This window comes from Streptomyces sp. NPDC038707 (assembly GCF_040636485.1).
Taxonomy (GTDB): domain Bacteria; phylum Actinomycetota; class Actinomycetes; order Streptomycetales; family Streptomycetaceae; genus Streptomyces.
The window spans coordinates 85,287-101,435 of record NZ_JBEZUP010000028.1 but is presented as its reverse complement, the minus strand read 5'-3'; the positions used below and the strand labels follow the sequence as shown (position 1 = coordinate 101,435).

The following is a 16,149-nucleotide window of genomic DNA, read 5'->3' as shown; positions in this document are numbered from 1 at the left end:
TCTTTTCTCGATCCGATTTCCTCGGTGCTTTCCAGGTTCCCGCTCTCGCGTTTCCCTTTCCGGCGGTTCCGACTCTATCAGATCCTTTCGGCGTCCGATCCCCGGTCGGCGGGGTTTGCCTTCCCGGCTGTTAGGCCGTTCCGACGAGTGAGACTTTAGCGGATTCCCGGCTCCCGAGCTAATCGGGGCCTGCGCCCTTTCGAACGCGGATTCCTCATTTCGCAAATACGCACGCCAAAACAGTCGGCGCCGGAGCGTCGATGAGTGGGTGGTGCTTGCGGAATGGCTGTCCGGGGACCGACCGGAGTCGGCGCTCACGTCGGACAACTCGGAGAACAGTACGGATCGGCACGGGGTGTGTCAACTCCCTGCCGGGGGGCACTCCCCGGGCGTACTGTGGACGACGTGATGACGCGTACGTGCACCCAGCTCTGGTGGGCCGCCTGACGGCGGCCGTACTCACGTATGCACTCAACGGCCGCCGCTTCGGCGGCCGTTCTCGTCTCTCCCTCCGGGTCCGAGGGGGCCGGCCGCAGGAGCGGCGGTCCCGACCAGAAGGTGAGTGGACATGACCCGTGTTTTCAGCGGGATCCAGCCGACCGGACATCTGACCCTGGGCAACTACCTGGGGGCCATGCGCCGCTGGGCCGAGGTGGACCAGTACCGGGCCGACTCGTTGTTCTGCGTGGTGGACCTGCACGCCCTGACCGTGGAGCACGATCCGGCGCGGCTGCGCAGGCTCAGCAGGCAGACGGCGACGCTGCTGCTGGCGGCCGGGCTCGACCCCGAGGTGTGCACCCTGTTCCTGCAGAGCCATGTGGACGAGCACACCCGGCTGTCGTATCTGCTGGAGTGCGTGGCGGCCGACGGCGAGATGCGGCGGATGATCCAGTACAAGGAGAAGGCCGCGAAGCAGCGGGAGCGCGGCGGCGGCGTGCGGCTGTCCTTGCTGACGTACCCGGTGCTGATGGCCGCGGACATCCTGGCGTACGGCGCGGACGAGGTGCCGGTCGGTGAGGACCAGACGCAGCACGTGGAGCTGACCCGGGATCTGGCGGTGCGGTTCAACCAGCGCTACGGGCACACGTTCGTGGTGCCGCGGACGACGCTGCCACCGGTGGGTGCGCGGGTGATGAACCTCCAGGACCCGACGCGGAAGATGGGGAAGTCGGACGAGGCGGGGAACGGGGTCGTCTATCTGCTGGACGAGCCGGACGTGGTGCGCAAGAAGGTGCTGCGGGCCGTCACGGACAGCGGACGGGAGGTCGTCCACGACCGGGCGGAGCGGCCGGGGCTCGCGAACCTGCTGGAGATCCTCGCCGCGTGCACGGGTGGGGACCCTGAGTCGCTGGCGGCCGTTTACGACTCGTACGGCTCTTTGAAGAAGGACACGGCGGAGGCCGTGGTGGAGGTGCTGCGGCCGGTGCGGGACCGGCACCGGGAGCTGTGCGCCGATCCGGCGTATGTGGAGGGGGTGCTGCGGGACGGCGCGGAGAAGGCGCGGGCGCTGGCCCGGCCGACGGTCGATGCGGCCTACAGGGCGATCGGGCTGCTGCCCCCCGTGGCGGAGCCCTCGCTGAGCGGCGCTGCCCGCTAGCCGCTCGTCAGCTGTTCGTCAGACGGGTTCCGGCCCGCGGGCGGTGGTGGCCGCCGCCCGCGGGGCACTGTGCCGGCCGGGCCGGTCAGTCCTTCTTGGCCGGTCAGTCCTTCTTGCCGGAGGCGAGTTCGCGGCTGCGGTCGCGGGCGGCTTCGAGGGCGGCGATGAGGGCGGCGCGTACGCCGTGGTTCTCCAGCTCGCGGATGGCGTTGATCGTGGTGCCGGCCGGAGAGGTGACGTTCTCCCGGAGCTTGACGGGGTGCTCGCCGCTGTCGCGGAGCATCACGGCGGCGCCGATCGCGGACTGGACGATCAGTTCGTGGGCCTTGTCGCGGGGCAGGCCGAGCAGGATGCCGGCGTCGGTCATGGCCTCGACCAGGTAGAAGAAGTAGGCCGGGCCGGAGCCGGACAGCGCGGTGCAGGCGTCCTGCTGGCTCTCGGGGACGCGCAGGGTCTTGCCAACACCGCCGAAGATCTCCTCGGCGTGCGCGAGGTGCTGCTCGGTGGCGTGGCTCCCGGCGGAGATGACGGACATGGCCTCGTCGACGAGGGCGGGGGTGTTGGTCATGACCCGGACGACGGGGGTGCCCGGGGCCAGGCGCTCCTCGAAGAAGGAGGTGGGGATGCCGGCGGCTCCGCTGATGACCAGGCGGTCGGCGGGCAGGTGCGGGGCGAGTTCGTCCAGGAGGGTGCCCATGTCCTGCGGCTTGACCGTGAGGATCAGGGTGTCGGCGGTCTTGGCGGCCTCGGTGTTGGTGACCGGGTTGACGCCGTGACGGGCGCGGAGTTCTTCGGCGCGTTCGGGGCGGCGGGCGGTGACCAGGAGGTCGGTGGGGGCCCAGCCGGCCCGGATCATTCCGCTGAGCAGGGCTTCGCCGATCTTGCCGGTGCCGAGGACTGCGACTTTCTGGCTCATGCGGATCAGTCTGGCACCGGGGTGCGCGGTGCGGGCCGCCTGTCCGGTGGGCGGAACGGCGGCGGGCCGGACCGGCCGGCCTGACGTACGGGCGGGTCAGCGGCGGCGTTTCCTGCGGGACGGGTTGCCCGTGCGGCGGGTGGCGCGGCGGGCGTGGGCCTCGCGGGCCTGCTCGTACTCCTCGCGGTGCAGCTTCTCGCCCGGTGCCTCGGTGAGGGAGCGGACGAAGTAGGCGAGGAGGGAGCCGACGAAGCCGATGGCGAGCATGCCGCGCAGGGACGCCTGGCGCTGCGGGTCGTGCCGCTTGCCGAAGCCCTCCCAGGTGTTGCGGAAGGCGAACGCGCTGCAGATCGCGAACATCACCACGACCAGCACGGTCACGAAGGGGCCGGTGTCGGCGATCCGGAGGCCCTCGTAGGCGAGGCGGAGCACCAGGCAGGAGACGGCCGCGGCGGCGAGGGAGCCCACGGCGACGCCGGCGCGGCGGGCCCCGTAGCCGTGGTCGTGGTCGACCCAGGAGGTGCCGAAGAAGCGCAGGGGCTCGGGGCGGGGGCCGCTCGGCTCCGCGCCGCCGGTGGGGGCCGCCGGGCCGTCCGGGGTGCCGGTGTCGTCGCTCACGGCACGATTATCGCCCCGGTCGCGGGCGGCCTCCCGGCCGGGGCTCGGTCCGGTGGGTGCGGTCAGCCGCAGCGGGGGGCGATGTAGCCGTCGCTGCCCGTCTGGATGTAGGCGTCCGAGACGTACTCGCCGTTGTCGATGAGGTCCCAGATGTTGGTCGTGCCGTAGGGGCCGGAGACCGTCGTGCCGGGTGTCTGGCAGTAGATCGGCAGCCGGACGCCCAGCGGCAGCACGCGGACCAGGTTGTACTCGGTGCCCGGGCCGCTGCGGACGTTCAGCCGGACGCCCGGGGCGACGGCGTAGGTGCGCAGGGCCGCGGCCGCCTGTGCCGTCACGCCGTCCTGGCCCTCGTCCACGCCCCCGGCCTCTTGTGTGTCGACAGACATGAAAGGTCCTCCCCCGTTGATTCGCGCATGCGGTGGGAGCCGGCGCGAAACCTGTGCGCGCGGCTCGGGCACAGACGCTAGCAAGCCGCCTCTGCCTGGTACGAGTCATCGATTAGGCTCCGTGCGTCGCGCGCGCGGACGAACAGCACGGGGGTGGTCCATGGCGCCACAGCGCAACGCCGGAGCGAACGCGGAAGCGGAACTTCCGGAATACGCCGGCCACTACCGGCTGGAGTCCTGTCTGGGCTCCGGCGGCATGGGGGTCGTCCACCTCGCCCGGAGCACCTCGGGGATGAGGCTCGCGGTGAAGGTCGTACACGCCGAGTTCGCCCGGGATCCCGAGTTCAGGGGCCGTTTCCGGCAGGAGGTGGCCGCCGCGCGCCGGGTCAGCGGGGCCTTCACCGCGCCCGTCGTCGATGCCGACCCGGAGGCCGACCGGCCCTGGATGGCCACCCTGTACATTCCCGGGCCGACCCTCTCGGAGCACGTCAAGCGGAGCGGTCCGATGGCTCCGGAGCAATTGCGCCGGCTGATGGCGGGGCTCGCCGAGGCGCTGCGCGACATCCACCGGGTCGGGGTGGTGCACCGGGATCTGAAGCCCGGCAACGTGCTGCTCGCCGAGGACGGGCCGAAGGTCATCGACTTCGGTATCTCCCGGCCCAAGGACAGCGAGCTGCGCACCGAGACCGGCAAGCTGATCGGTACTCCGCCGTTCATGGCGCCGGAGCAGTTCCGGCGGCCCCGCGAGGTCGGTCCGGCCGCCGACGTCTTCGCGCTGGGCTCGGTGATGGTGCACGCGGCCACCGGGCGCGGCCCGTTCGACTCCGACAGTCCGTACGTCGTCGCCTACCAGGTCGTCCACGACGAGCCCGATCTGACCGGTGTGCCGGTGGGGCTCGCGCCGCTGGTGCGGCGGTGCCTGGCCAAGGAACCCGCTGACCGGCCCACGCCGGACGAGCTGATGCGGGAGCTGCGTTCGGTGGCGGCCTCGTACGACACCCAGGCGTTCATACCGGCCCAGCGGACGGGTGGGGACGCCCCGGAGAGCCCGGCACCGGTGCCCGGCGACACGGCCGCCGGGCGGCTCCGGGTGTGGCGCCCGGGCCGGCGGCTCGGCCGCGGGCGGGCGGTGGCGCTGGCGGCGGGGGTGCTCGGGCTGGCGCTGGCGCTAGCGGGCGGGCTCGTCGCGGTGTGGGGGACGGGGCGAAACGATCAGGCTCCCCGGGACGGGACCGGGCCGGCCCTGACGGCGGCCTCCGGGGGCTGGACCGCCCGGCCCGCGGTCGGCGGGGAGGGCATGCCGCAGTGCTCCTACGGCGCCGGGAAGCTGCTCTGCGCGCGGCCGGGCGCCGTCTTCGCGCTCGACCCGGCCGACGGCCGGCTGCTGTGGCGGCACGCGACCGGGACCCGGGCCACGAGCGGTCCGCCGGTGGTCTCCGGCGGGCTGGTGCAGCCGTACACCGACGGCGGCTCCCGGCTCGCCGGGCTCGACCCGGCCACGGGCAGCCAGGTGTGGGGGCGCCGGCTGCCCGCGGGCACGGCGGTGCGCTACGCCGGTGACACGGCCCTGCTCACCGGTGCCGACGGCACGGTCACCGGGGTGGACGGCGCCACGGGCCGTACCCGCTGGCACGGGACCGTGCCGGGGCAGGGCGCGCCGTCCTTCGTCGCGTTCCCCGGCGACTCCTCGGCCTACGCGACCCGGGTGTCCGCCGACGGCACGCACACCCGGGTGACCGCCGTGGATCCGGCGAGCGGCCGGGTGCGCTGGGACGTACGGCTGCGCGGCTGGCTCAAGCCGGTCGCCGCGCGGGCCGGCGGGCCGGTGTTCTTCCTGGCCGTCGACAGCGGCTACGGCGCCCGGGAGGTCGTCCGCTACACCCCGGCGACCGGCGCCTCCCGGCGGGTCGCGCTGCCCGCCGTGCTCGACGGCGCGCACGCCACCGCGCGCGGGGACGTGGTCTACGTGCTGGCCGCCGGAGGTTCCCTGGAGGCCGTGGACGTGGCGGCGGGCCGCCGGCTGTGGCATCTGGAGACGTCGGTGAGCCGGGGTTCGCTGCCGGTCGCGCGGGCCGGGCGGGTGTACCTGACCTCGGGCGACGGCCGGCTGCTCGCCGTCGACGCGGCGCGGGGGCGGCTGGTGGGGCAGACGCCCGCACGGCTGGGCGCCGACTCGGCGCAGGTCATGAGCACACCGCCCGCTCCGGTGCCCGTCGGCACCCGGGTCTGCGCGACGGCGCCCGACGGCACGGTGTTCACCGTGGACGGCCGCGCGCCGGGGGCCTGGTGACACCGGTGCCGCAGGGCCTCGTACGCCGAAGCGCGCCGAAGTACGCCGAAGCGCGCCGAAAGGGCCGCCCCCGTCCGGAGGCGGCCCCAGTCGGTGCCGGTCAGCCCAGGCGGGACACGTCGCGCACCGCGCCCTTGTCGGCGCTCGTGGCCATCGCGGCGTAGGCGCGCAGGGCGGCGGAGACCTTGCGGTCGCGGTTCTTCGGGGCGTACACGCCGTTCAGGGCCTGCTCGCGGCGGGCCAGTTCGGCGTCGTCGACCAGCAGCTCGATCGTGCGGTTCGGGATGTCGATGCGGATGCGGTCGCCGTCCTCGACCAGGGCGATGGTGCCGCCGGAGGCCGCCTCGGGGGAGGCGTGGCCGATGGACAGGCCCGAGGTGCCGCCGGAGAAGCGGCCGTCGGTGATCAAGGCGCAGGTCTTGCCGAGGCCGCGGCCCTTCAGGTACGAGGTCGGGTACAGCATCTCCTGCATGCCGGGGCCGCCCTTGGGGCCCTCGTAGCGGATGACGACGACGTCGCCGTCCTTGACCTCCTGGGTGAGGATCCGCTGGACGGCCTCCTCCTGGGACTCGCAGACGACCGCCGGGCCCTCGAAGGTCCAGATCGACTCGTCCACGCCGGCCGTCTTGACCACGCAGCCGTCGACCGCGAGGTTGCCGCGCAGCACGGCCAGGCCGCCGTCCTTGGAGTACGCGTGCTCGGCGGAGCGGATGCAGCCGTTCTCGGCGTCCTCGTCCAGGGCCTCCCAGCGCTCGGACTGGGAGAAGGCCTCGGCGGAGCGGACGCAGCCGGGGGCCGCGTGCCACAGCTCGACCGCCTCGGGCGAGGGGGAGCCGCCGCGGACGTCCCAGGTCTTCAGCCAGTCGGCCAGGGAGGGGCTGTGCACGGCGTGCACGTCCTCGTTGAGCAGGCCGGCCCGGTGCAGCTCGCCCAGCAGGGCGGGGATGCCGCCGGCGCGGTGCACGTCCTCCATGTAGTACGTGCGGTCCTTGGCGACGTTCGGGGCGACCTTCGCCAGGCAGGGCACGCGGCGGGAGACGGCGTCGATCTCGTCCAGGCCGAAGGGGACGCCCGCCTCCTGGGCGGCGGCCAGCAGGTGCAGGATCGTGTTGGTGGAGCCGCCCATCGCGATGTCCAGGGCCATCGCGTTCTCGAAGGCCTGGAAGGTGGCGATGTTGCGGGGCAGGACGGTGTCGTCGTCCTGGTCGTAGTAGCGGCGGGTGAGGTCCATGACCGTGCGGGCCGCGTTCTCGTACAGGGCGCGGCGGGCGGTGTGGGTGGCGAGGACCGAGCCGTTGCCGGGCAGGGACAGGCCGATGGCCTCGGTCAGGCAGTTCATCGAGTTGGCGGTGAACATGCCGGAACAGCTGCCGCAGGTCGGGCAGGCGTTCTCCTCGATGCGGAGGATGTCCTCGTCCGAGATCTTGTCGTTGACCGCGTCGGAGATGGCGTCGACCAGGTCGAGCGTGCGGACCGTGCCGTCGACCAGGGTGGCGCGACCGGACTCCATGGGGCCGCCGGAGACGAACACCGTCGGGATGTTCAGGCGCAGGGCCGCCATCAGCATGCCCGGGGTGATCTTGTCGCAGTTGGAGATGCAGATCAGGGCGTCGGCGCAGTGGGCCTCGACCATGTACTCGACCGAGTCCGCGATCAGGTCACGGGAGGGCAGGGAGTACAGCATGCCGCCGTGGCCCATGGCGATGCCGTCGTCGACCGCGATGGTGTTGAACTCGCGCGGGATGCCGCCGGCCTCCCTGATGGCCTCGCTGACGATCCGGCCGACCGGCTGGAGGTGGGTGTGGCCGGGCACGAACTCGGTGAAGGAGTTCGCGACGGCGATGATCGGCTTCCGGCCGATGTCCGCACCGGGTACACCGGAGGCGCGCATAAGGGCGCGGGCGCCCGCCATGTTGCGACCGTGGGTGACTGTGCGGGACCTCAGCTGGGGCATCGTCGCTCACTCCTTCAGACGGGTGTGCCTGCTGTCGAGCGTACGCCGGTCATCCAGCTGGCGGGACAGGGTGTCCGAATCCCGGGACACCTGTTCCACGGCGGCCCCTCCGAGGACGGCTCCTCACGGGGCGGTCAGCTGGACCTGCACGACGGGGGCGACGCGGGCGATGATCCGCTCCAGGTCCGCCGACGCCAGCGGCTCCAGCCGGATCACGTACCGCAGCATGGCACAGCCCACCAGCTGGGCGGCGGCCAGTTCGGCGCGCAGCTCCGCGTCCGGCAGCTCCAGCCGGGCGGCGATGCGGCGCATCAGCTGGGCGGCGACCAGCCGGCGCAGGACGGCGGCGGCCGTGTCGTTGTCGACGGCCGAGCGCACGATCGCCAGCAGCGGGGCCCGGGTGGCGGGGTCGTCCCAGATGCCCAGCACGAACCGGGTCAGCCGCTCGCCGATCCCGTCCGCGGGGCCCTCGGCGATCGTGTCCGGCGCGTGCAGGGCGGGGGCGAAGGCGACCTCGACGGCCGCCTCGAAGACCTGTTCCTTGGTGCCGAAGTAGTGGTGCACGAGCGCCGAGTCCACCCCGGCGGCCTTGGCGATCCCGCGGACGGACGTCTTCTCGTACCCGCGCGCGGAGAACTCCTCGCGGGCGGCGGCGAGGATGCGGTCCCGGGTGCCGGCGGACTCGGTGCGCGGGGGGCGGCCCCGGCGGCGGGCGGGCGGGCCGGGGGTGCTGCCGGCGGTCATCGCCGGGGCACCCGCACGGCCGCCGCGCCCAGGTGGGCGCGGGTGAAGGCCAGGGCCTCGGCGAGGTCGGCCTCGCGCTCGGCGCCGGACATCGCGCGCCGGGTGTTCACCTCGATCACCACATGGCCGTCGAAGCCGGTGCGCACCAGGCGTTCCAGCAGCTCGGCGCAGGGCTGGGTGCCGCGGCCGGGCACCAGGTGCTCGTCCTTGGCCGAGCCCCGGCCGTCGGCGAGGTGGACGTGCCCGAGGCGGTCGCCCATGCGGTCCACCATGTCCAGGGCGTCGGTGCGGGCCGTCGCCGTGTGGCTGAGGTCGATCGTGAAGTGCCGGTAGTCGTCGTGGGTGACGTCCCAGTCGGGGGCGTAGGCGAGCATCTCGCGGTCGCGGTAGCGCCACGGGTACATGTTCTCGACGGCGAACCGTACGTCCGTCTCCTGCGCCATCCGCCAGATGCCCTCGACGAAGCCCCGGGCGTACTGCCGCTGCCAGCGGAACGGCGGGTGGACGACGACGGTGGAGGCGCCGAGCTTCTCCGCCGCCGACCGCGCCCGGCGCAGCTTCGTCCAGGGGTCGGTGGTCCACACCCGCTGGGTGATCAGCAGACAGGGGGCGTGGACGGCCAGGATCGGGACGCCGTGGTAGTCCGACAGCCGGCGCAGCGCCTCGATGTCCTGGCTGACCGGGTCGGTCCACACCATGACCTCGACACCGTCGTAACCGAGGCGCGCGGCGATCTCGAAGGCGGTCGCCGTGGACTCCGGGTAGACGGAGGCGGTCGAGAGCGCGATGCGCACGTCCGTTGGTTCAGCCACGTCCGTCACCATACGGCGTGGAGCGGGGCGGGTGCCGGGTGCCGATTCGCCGTTGTGAGGTTCGCCATGCGGGCGCGGGAGCGCGGTGCCGCTCGGGGAGCCATCCGAACTGGCTGCGGACGCCCACCGAATCGGAAGTCGCTGAGTTCCGCCGCAGTTCGATAGTGGATGAAGCAACTGTCGTCAGTTCAATTTCTTTTACGGGGGGTTGCGAGGCCGGGTCAACGTCCAGCCCGTCCACGGATGCCCGCGCCGGGCCCGGCCGAGCATCTGGGTGACCGCCGTCCCGGCCGCCTGGGCGAGGTTGGTGGTGCGGCCGGCGTACTGGAGGCGCCCTGCGTCGTCGTAGCGGCCCAGCAGCAGTGCCCGGGGAGCAGACAGCGCGCCCGTGACCGCGCCGGCGACCGCCTCCGTCGCCTCGCGCGTCTTGTACTTCTGCCAGCCCCTCACCGAAGGCGGCAGGGATCTCCAGCCGCTCGAAGACCACGCCCACCATCCCGACCGACGCCCACCACAGCCACTCGTGCACCGTGGCCGCCTCCGTGGTCGCCGGGCACAGCCCAGGGTGCCGACGGCCGCCGCGCGGCGTACACGGACTCCAGCGCCGCTCCGCGCCGCCGGTAGGGCCAGCCGGTCGTGTCCGTCCCCGACAGCCGCAGCGGATCGAAACTCGACGGAATGCGCCGGCCACTCGCCCGCCGCCCGGGCCACGCCGGCGCCGCGCCCCGCAAGCCGGCCCTGCAGCCGCTCGAAGGCAAGCCGCCCTTCGGCATCGCACACGACCAGCTCACCGTTTATGTGAGCGTCCACGACTGTCTCAGCTTCAGCCCGCATTCCGCCTCTGCCGGTGGTCGCTCGGCCGTCTGCAACAGGTGGCTCATTGTGACTCTGCGATCTGTTCCGCGTCCTAGGGTTCGTACTCGTGACGATCACTACGGGAAGGTCAGTGCTGTGGCGTGACCAGCGGTTCGTTCTGCTCGCGTCGGCTCGGACGATCTCGGTTCTGGGCAATGGGTTTGCTCGGGTGGCCCTGGCTTTCGCTGTGCTGGATCTTCCCGGCGCCAGTCCTGGGAAGCTGTCTGCGGTGCTGGCCTGCCAGTCGCTGCCTCAGCTGGTGTTCATCCTGTTCGGTGGTGTGATCGCTGACCGGATGTCGCGGTCCCGGCTCATGGTCATCGCCGATGGCGTGGGAGCGTTGGCCTACACCGGGCTGGCTGCCATGGCGTTGTCCGGACATGCACCCCTCGCTGGGATGTGTGCTCTGGCGGGGACAGCCGGACTGGCGACCGCTCTGTTCGCGCCAGCGATGGACGGCCTCGTACCGCTCGTGGTACCCGCAGAACGGTTGCAGCAGGCCAACGGTCTCCTGCGGATGAGTACGAACACCTGCCTCCTTCTCGGGCTGGCGCTGTCGGGCGTGGTCGTCGCGTGGGTCGGCGCAGGCTGGGGGCTGGCCCTGAACGCCGTCTCGTTCGCCATCAGTGCACTGCTGACAGGCCGCCTGCGATTGCCGGCAAAGCCGGCCGCCACGTCGTCCGTGTGGGCGGACCTGCGCGAGGGCTGGCACGAATTCGCCTCGAGGCAGTGGCTGTGGGTGGTGGTGATCCAGTGCACGGCCGTGGTCTCCGTCTTCAGCGCGACCCTCGCAGTTCTGGGACCGCTGGCGGCCCAGCAACATCTGGAGGGTGCCAGATCCTGGTCGGTCATCGTGGCTGCCCAGGCACTGGGAGCCATCGCCGGTGCCGGACTTGCCGTACGAGTTCAGGCCAGCCGCCCCGTTCTGGTCGCGGTCATCGCCACCTTCCCGGCCGCTTTTCCCATGCTGTTCCTGAGCATCTCGGCCCCTCTGTGGCTGATCGCCACCGCCATGTTCTGTGCGGGTGTCGCCAGCGACGTCTTCAACGTCCTGTGGGCCAGCACGCTGCAACACGAGATCCCCGAACAGGTCCTCTCTCGCGTCAGTTCCTACGACCTGTTCGGATCCCTGGCCTTCGCTCCGCTCGCTCTGCTCGCCGCTGGTCCTGTTGCCCAACGTTTCGGTTCGGGCACGGCTCTGGCCGGCTGCGCAACCGTCGTCGTACTCGCCACCCTTGCCGCCCTGTCTTCTCCGCAGGTCCGGGCACTTCGGCGCTCCACATCCCCGCTCCAGGCATCGGCAGCCACAAGCGATCAAACTGCGAAGAAGCCACCCGCTGATCCCTGCCCGTCCGAAACACCGCACACCTGAGACACCCGCACAGGTCACATGACACCATCCAGTGCGGTCGCATCCGGGAGCTGCGCCGCACCTGCCACGATCTCCGGAAACGCCGGCGTCGTCCGGGACGCTAGGCCGCGACCATGTGGTCGAGGCGCCGCAGGATCACGCCCTCCCTGAGGGCCCACGGGCAGATCTCCAGGCGCTCCACGTCGAAGAGGTCCATCGCGGCCTCGGCCACCAGGGCGCCCGCGAGCAGCTGGCCGGCCCTGCCCTCGGACACGCCGGGGAGTCCGGCACGCTGGCCGGTGGTCATGCCGGCGAGTTTCGGTACCCACGCCTCCAGGGATTGCCGCTTGAGTTCCCGCTGGACGTAGAGGCCGTCGGCGCTGCGGGCGGCACCGGCTATGCGGGCGAGCTGCTTGAAGGTCTTGGAGGTGGCCACCACGTGGTCCGGGGCGCCGAAGCGGGCGAACTCGCCGACCGTGCGGGCGATCTCGGTGCGGACGTGGCGGCGCAGGGCGCGCACGTCCTCGGGGTCGGGCGGGTCGCCGGGCAGCCAGCCGGCGGTGAGGCGGCCGGCGCCGAGCGGCAGGGAGACCGCCGCGTCCGGCTCCTCGTCCATGCCGTAGGCGATCTCCAGGGAGCCGCCGCCGATGTCCAGGACCAGCAGCTTCCCGGCGGACCAGCCGAACCAGCGGCGGACGGCGAGGAAGGTGAGCCGGGCCTCCTCCGCGCCGCTGAGGACCTGGAGGCGTACGCCGGTCTTGTCGGCCACGCGCCCCAGGACGTCGTCGGCGTTGCCGGCCTCGCGGACGGCGGAGGTCGCGAACGGCAGCAGGTCCTCGACGCCCTTGTCCTCGGCGGCCCGGAGCGCGTCCTGGACGACGTCGATCAGCCTGTCGATGCCGTCGTCGCCGATGGCGCCCCGGTCGTCGAGGAGTTGGGCGAGCCGGAGTTCGACCTTGTGGGAGTACGCGGGCAGCGGGCGCGCGCCGGGGTGGGCGTCCACCACCAGCAGATGCACCGTGTTCGAACCCACGTCCAGGACACCGAGTCTCATATACGGAACGCTACTGCCAGAACGTCCGTCCTCGGTGTCCCCGGTGCTTCCCCGCCACTTACCCTGGACGGGTGCCAAAGACGAAGAAGGCAAAGACCGACAAGGACGCCAAGAACGTCAAGGTCGGCAAGGCGGACAAAGAGCGCAAGGCCGCCAAAGCACTCGAGGAGGCGAAGGTGAGCGACGAGAAAGGGCTCGACTTCGCCCGCGCCTGGGTGGAGTTCCCGGACCCGGCGGACGACGAGCAGGTCTTCCGGTGCGACCTGACCTGGCTGACCTCGCGCTGGAACTGCATCTTCGGCAGCGGCTGCCAGGGCATCCAGGCGGGGCGCGCGGACGACGGCTGCTGCTCACTGGGCGCGCACTTCTCCGACGAGGACGACGAGAAGCGGGTCGCCGAGCACGTGGCACGGCTCACCCCGGACATCTGGCAGCACCACGACGAGGGCACGCGGGGCGGCTGGATCTCCGAGGACGAGGAGGGCTCCCGGCAGACCCGGCCGTTCCAGGGCTCGTGCATCTTCCAGAACCGGCCGGGGTTCCCGGGCGGCGCGGGCTGCTCGCTGCACATCCTGGCCCTGAGGGAGGGCCGGGAGCCGCTGGAGACCAAGCCGGACGTGTGCTGGCAGCTGCCGGTCCGGCGGACGTACGACTGGATCGACCGCCCGGACGACACGCGCGTGCTCCAGGTGTCCATCGGCGAGTACGACCGCCGGGGCTGGGGCCCGGGCGGCCACGACCTGCACTGGTGGTGCACCTCGGCGACGTCCGCCCACGGGGCGGGTGAGCCGGTCTACGTCTCCTACCGCGCCGAACTGACCGAACTGATGGGCAAGGCCGGCTACGACCGCCTGGCCGAACTGTGCGAACAGCGCCTGGCATCCCAGCTGCCCCTGGTGGCCCCGCATCCGGCGGACCCGGGGGTCTAGCGGGGGGGGTGTCCCAGCCCGGCGGGCCGGCGCGCCCGGGTCGGGAGGGGCGGTACCGCGACCCCGCACGGTGAACGAAGCCCGACAGGCGGAATGAGCCGGCAGACCGGACTGCGGCCGGACCACGGAACCGGGGGACCGGGGAACCGGGGAACGAGGGGAACGAAAGGCCGCCAAGTCCTCAGACGAAGCACCCCGGGCCCGGATCGAGGAAGCCCCCGGGCCCGGCGGGTGAGGTGGCGACGCCTCGCTCCTCGGACCGCCGTCCCGGACCTTCCTCGGACCGCCGTCCCGGACCTTGATATCGCCGCCCCAACCCCGCCGAGCCCGCCCCCATCCCAGCCGTGCCGCTCGTCTCCCGGTCCGCCGTTTCGCCCCGCCCCAACCCCGCCGAGCCCGCCCCCATCCCAGCCGTGCCGCTCGTCTCCCGGTCCGCCGTTTCGCCCCGCCCGTCCGCCGCCCCGGCCTCGCTCCCCGTCCACGGCGTTCACAGCGCCACCCCGACCCGCCCCGCCGAGCCCGCTCCGACCCGGCCCCGCCGCGCCGACCCGTCGGCCCGACCCGCGTTCCGCCGTCCCGGCAGCCTGCGGGTCTTTTCCGTCAGCCGGCGTAGCTTTCCCTCCGGGCGGGATGACCCGTGGTTGGTCCCCGCTCCCTAGCTTCCCGAAGGGCTCGGTGTCGTCGATTCGGGCGGGGTGGAGGGCGTCGCTTCCGGCGTGGGCGGTGGGGGGCTCGACGGGGGCGGTGTCGGTTCCGGGGGTGCGGAGGAGGGGGCCGGTGGAGGGGGCGCGGGTGTGGACGGGGCCGGAGAGGGGGGTGCGGAGGACGGACGGGGGGCCGGGCGGGTCGGTGCCGTGCCGTAGCCGTCGATGGAGACGACCGCGCCCGCCGGGGCCACCGCCACGCGCGCGTGCCAGGGGCCGGACGGCTCACGGAGATGATCGACGTACACCTTGATCGTCAGCGTCCGGCCGGGCGCGAGGGTCCCCGACGACCGGCTGAAGTAGAGCCACGCGGCCGGCGTGGACACCGACCAGCGGACCTCGGACGACTCCGGGGACGCCGTGAGGGTGATCAGCGTGGTGTCGCCCTCGTTCGCCGCGCCGACCGTCAGCCGGGCCGTGTCCCTCCGCGTCGTCCCGCCGACGCTCACCACCTGCACGGAGACGTCCGCCTTGCCGTCGCCGCCGATGCGCGGACCCGTCTTCGCCCTGGCGCTCCCCGCGTTCTCGTAGCCCCCGGCCGGGCCGTCGCCGAACGCGTCGGGGCCCTGGGCCTCGCGCGCGGTCGCGGACGGGCCGTCGTCCTCCCCGGCCGGGCCGCCCCGGTACGCGGCCCACAGCGCGAGGACGGGCGCGGCGACGACCGTGGCGACCACCGTCGTCGTCACGGCACGCGCCCGCATCCGGTCGCGGCGGGCCGCGCGGTCCTTGGCGTCCATCGGGAAGCCGCGCCGGTCGAAGCGGGGTACGGGCCCGCGCGCGCGTGGCTGGTGGGCCAGCGCCCTGTGCAGGGCCGGGCGCGGTGCCTCCAGGACGGGCAGCTCGGCGGGGGTGACCGTGGCGCCGGGCCAGCGGCCGGGGACGGCACGCTCGGCGGTGCGGCGGCAGCGCGGACAGTCGTCCACGTGCCGGACCAGCTCGTGGCGCAGGGTCGTGCTCAGCACCAGCCGGCTGTCGCCGGTGAGGTGGGCCACGCTCGGACAGCCGCCCGCCTCGACGACGGCGAGGGCCGCCCGGGTGCGCTCGACCTCGCAGGCGGCGGAGGCCAGCAGTTCGCGTGCGGCGGCGGGCCGCAGGCCGAGGACGGCGGCGACCTCGTGGGCGGCGAGGCGGTGGCGGACGGCGAGTTCCAGGGCCTCGCGCTGCTCGGGGGTGGTGCCGGCCGCCTCCGGCCAGGCCAGCAGGGCGAGTTCACGGCGCAGCCGCTCGTCGGCCTCCGGCCCGGGAGCCGTCTCCGGAACGCCCTTCCCGGCACCTCTGGCCGCACCTCTTCCGGCGTCTGCGCCGGCACCGGTCCCGGCCCCGGCCCCGGTGCCTTGGCCGAGCGGCGCCCCGGCGCCCGTCACCGCTCCTCGCCCGCTCTCCGCTCCTCGCCCGCCCTCCGCGCCTCTCCCCACGGTCCCGCCCCGCCCCGCCGCATGCGCCCGCTGACGTTTCCGCTTCGCCTCGGCCAGCCGGCGCAGGCACGCCCAGCGGGACAGGGCGTACAGCCAGGCTCTGAGGTCGTCGGCGGACTCGGGGAGGCGATGGCCGCGCCGCTCGGCCACCGCGAGGGCGTCGGCGAGGGCGTCGGTGGCCGCGTCGTGGTCGCACAGCACCGACAGGCAGTAGGTGAACAGGCCGTCCAGATACGGGTCGTAGCGCGCCGGAGTGCGCTGGGCGATGGCGCGCGCGGCGGCCCGGTCGCGCGCCTCACGGGCCTCGCGGGCCGCACCCGCCTCACGTGCCTGTCCTGCGTCACACGCCTCGCTGTGCGCCTGGCGCGCCCCGGTCGTGCGGGTGGTCGTCTCCGGACTGCTGCTCATCACCCGTGCGACCGTAGGCGTCGGTGGAGTGCTCATTCCGGAACCTTGAGCAGTTTTAATCCATACGGGTGAAACGATCCCTCATAAGGGGACAGGAATGCTTTGTTCCGCACCCG

13 protein-coding genes are annotated in these 16,149 nt (G+C 73.0%); 4 read left to right on the top strand and 9 right to left on the bottom strand.

Annotation, left to right across the window (positions count from 1 at the left end):
- Nucleotides 1–568: 568 nt before the first annotated feature.
- Nucleotides 569–1,597 (top strand): tryptophan--tRNA ligase, encoded by a 1,029-nt coding sequence (gene trpS / locus AB0E62_RS29995; RefSeq protein ID WP_362200632.1) that lies wholly within the window; start codon nt 569–571, stop codon nt 1,595–1,597.
- A gap of 103 nt (nt 1,598–1,700) precedes the next feature.
- Here the strand turns inward: trpS and proC are convergent, their stop codons facing one another.
- The 3 genes from proC to AB0E62_RS29980 form a co-directional block, all read right to left on the bottom strand.
- Nucleotides 1,701–2,513, bottom strand: a complete 813-nt coding sequence (gene proC / locus AB0E62_RS29990; protein ID WP_362200629.1) for a pyrroline-5-carboxylate reductase — start codon at nt 2,511–2,513, stop codon at nt 1,701–1,703.
- A gap of 96 nt (nt 2,514–2,609) precedes the next feature.
- Nucleotides 2,610–3,131 carry an EamA/RhaT family transporter gene (locus AB0E62_RS29985; RefSeq protein ID WP_362200626.1) on the bottom strand — a complete coding sequence of 174 codons (522 nt, stop codon included), beginning with the start codon at nt 3,129–3,131 and terminating at the stop codon, nt 2,610–2,612.
- A gap of 62 nt (nt 3,132–3,193) precedes the next feature.
- Nucleotides 3,194–3,517, bottom strand: a complete 324-nt coding sequence (locus tag AB0E62_RS29980; RefSeq protein ID WP_362200623.1) for an SH3 domain-containing protein — start codon at nt 3,515–3,517, stop codon at nt 3,194–3,196.
- Nucleotides 3,518–3,677: 160 nt separating this feature from the next.
- Here AB0E62_RS29980 and AB0E62_RS29975 point away from each other — a divergent pair, with 160 nt between their 5' ends.
- A complete protein-coding gene (locus AB0E62_RS29975; protein ID WP_362200620.1) occupies nt 3,678–5,807 on the top strand; it encodes a serine/threonine-protein kinase in 2,130 nt (709 codons plus the stop codon).
- A 100-nt stretch (nt 5,808–5,907) separates the two neighbouring features.
- Here the strand turns inward: AB0E62_RS29975 and ilvD are convergent, their stop codons facing one another.
- The 4 genes from ilvD to AB0E62_RS29955 all read right to left on the bottom strand — a co-directional run bounded on the left by ilvD (nt 5,908) and on the right by AB0E62_RS29955 (nt 9,767).
- Complete coding sequence (gene ilvD / locus AB0E62_RS29970) at nt 5,908–7,761, bottom strand: dihydroxy-acid dehydratase (RefSeq protein WP_362200617.1); 1,854 nt, start codon at nt 7,759–7,761, stop codon at nt 5,908–5,910.
- 123 nt (nt 7,762–7,884) lie between these two features.
- Nucleotides 7,885–8,505 (bottom strand): TetR family transcriptional regulator, encoded by a 621-nt coding sequence (locus tag AB0E62_RS29965; protein ID WP_362200614.1) that lies wholly within the window; start codon nt 8,503–8,505, stop codon nt 7,885–7,887.
- Nucleotides 8,502–9,329 carry a sugar phosphate isomerase/epimerase gene (locus AB0E62_RS29960; protein ID WP_362200611.1) on the bottom strand — a complete coding sequence of 276 codons (828 nt, stop codon included), beginning with the start codon at nt 9,327–9,329 and terminating at the stop codon, nt 8,502–8,504. The genes AB0E62_RS29965 and AB0E62_RS29960 overlap by 4 nt, the downstream gene beginning before the upstream one ends.
- Nucleotides 9,330–9,515: 186 nt before the next feature.
- Entirely contained in the window at nt 9,516–9,767 is a 252-nt protein-coding gene (locus AB0E62_RS29955; RefSeq protein WP_362200608.1) for a hypothetical protein, read from the bottom strand.
- A 472-nt stretch (nt 9,768–10,239) separates the two neighbouring features.
- On the opposite strand from AB0E62_RS29955, the gene AB0E62_RS29950 reads away from it, so the two are divergent.
- Nucleotides 10,240–11,544: an MFS transporter gene (locus AB0E62_RS29950; RefSeq protein ID WP_362200605.1), complete on the top strand. Its 1,305-nt coding sequence runs from the start codon at nt 10,240–10,242 to the stop codon at nt 11,542–11,544.
- Nucleotides 11,545–11,644: 100 nt separating this feature from the next.
- Here the strand turns inward: AB0E62_RS29950 and AB0E62_RS29945 are convergent, their stop codons facing one another.
- A complete protein-coding gene (locus AB0E62_RS29945; RefSeq protein ID WP_362200602.1) occupies nt 11,645–12,577 on the bottom strand; it encodes a Ppx/GppA phosphatase family protein in 933 nt (310 codons plus the stop codon).
- A gap of 71 nt (nt 12,578–12,648) precedes the next feature.
- Between AB0E62_RS29945 and AB0E62_RS29940 the strand changes: the two genes are divergently transcribed.
- The gene (locus tag AB0E62_RS29940; protein WP_362200599.1) at nt 12,649–13,506 is read left to right on the top strand and encodes a hypothetical protein; all 858 of its coding nucleotides are present in this window, start codon (nt 12,649–12,651) and stop codon (nt 13,504–13,506) included.
- Between the two features lie 655 nt (nt 13,507–14,161).
- On the opposite strand, the gene AB0E62_RS29935 is transcribed toward AB0E62_RS29940, so the two are convergent.
- Nucleotides 14,162–16,036 carry a hypothetical protein gene (locus tag AB0E62_RS29935; protein ID WP_362200596.1) on the bottom strand — a complete coding sequence of 625 codons (1,875 nt, stop codon included), beginning with the start codon at nt 16,034–16,036 and terminating at the stop codon, nt 14,162–14,164.
- Nucleotides 16,037–16,149: the final 113 nt, after the last annotated feature.